The following is a 1,126-nucleotide window of genomic DNA, read 5'->3' on the forward strand; positions in this document are numbered from 1 at the left end:
CAGGGTTGGTCGTTCGGCGGCGAGGTCCAGGTCCTCCCAGCGGAGGGCGAGGATCTCGCCGATACGGGCGCCGGTGGCGAGCATGAGGTCGACGACGTCGGCCAGGTCGCCGCTGTGCCGGGGCCCGGGCTTGCCAGGGATCGGTCGCTGCCATTCGCGGATGGCCGTGCGGACGGCTTGGAGTTGCTCGGCGGACAGGACGACGACGGTGCGGCGGGGTTTGCGGAGTCGGCCGGTGTCGCGGACCGGGTTGGTGGGGATGGCGCCGTGGCGTACGGCCAGAGCGAACATCTGACTGAGTACGACCTTCACGCCTTTGGCGGCTGAAGGGCGGTCCTTGGCGATGTCTCGCAGGAACCGGTCGAGGCGTCCGACGCTGGCTTCCCGGATTCGGAGGTTGCCGAGGGCGGGCAGGATCGAGGTGCGGACGCTGGTCGCGTATCGGTGGATGGTTTGTGGCGCGATGCGTTCCTCGGCGGTGATCTCTTCGACCCACAGTTCGGCGAGGGCGCTGATGCGGCTTTCGCGGGTGATCTCGTCTTCGGTGGGGGTGGCACGGTCGCGGAGTTTGACCTTCAAGGCCCGTTCGGCGGCCGGGCCTGTGGTGTCGGTGGCCTCGATGTCGCGGGTGATGCCGTCGTAGTCGCGGAACCGGGCGCGTGCCCGGAATCTCTTCGGACCGAGTTTCTCGATCCGGATTTTTCCGGAGGTGCCGATGGCCAGTTCAGGTCGGGCCATGGTTCACCGCTCCGCGTCGGTGTGGTCTTCGAGCCAGCGCTCGACCTCGCTGCGCCGGTAGCGCAGGGTGTTGCCGACGCGGATGGCGCGGACTGCGCCGCCACGAACTGTTGACCGCCGCCTGCGAGCTCTACGACGCGCCACTGGCCGAGGGGCAGGACTACGAGTGGCTGCAGCCCCACCGCGAGACGGTGCGCCGCTGGGGCACCGAAGCCCACCTGCTCCTCGCCGACGACCTGCTTAAGTCAGACCCGCAGGCCGCATCAGACCTGCTGAACAAAGCCATCGTCCTAGTACTCCAACGTCACTTGGCTCTGGCGTTGGGCGTGGCGCGGGCATGAAGACGGCCACCGCGTTGATCATCGATGGTTTGTGAAGACAACCGAAG

At 67.8% G+C, this 1,126-nt stretch carries 2 protein-coding genes and 1 pseudogene; 1 reads left to right on the plus strand and 2 read right to left on the minus strand.

Features of this window, described 5'->3' with window-relative positions:
* Positions 1-738, minus strand: a 738-nt coding sequence (locus SM452_RS30340; RefSeq protein ID WP_463841220.1) for a tyrosine-type recombinase/integrase, incomplete at its 3' end; no start/stop codon positions are given.
* A 3-nt stretch (positions 739-741) separates the two neighbouring features.
* Positions 742-843 (minus strand): annotated as a pseudogene (locus tag SM452_RS30345) (DNA-binding protein); the annotation flags it as partial.
* A 5-nt stretch (positions 844-848) separates the two neighbouring features.
* Between SM452_RS30345 and SM452_RS30350 the strand changes: the two are divergent.
* Positions 849-1,079 carry a hypothetical protein gene (locus SM452_RS30350; protein WP_355514129.1) on the plus strand — a complete coding sequence of 77 codons (231 nt, stop codon included), beginning with the start codon at positions 849-851 and terminating at the stop codon, positions 1,077-1,079.
* Positions 1,080-1,126 lie beyond the last annotated feature (47 nt).

The organism is Micromonospora sp. SYSU B005 (genome assembly GCF_055362685.1).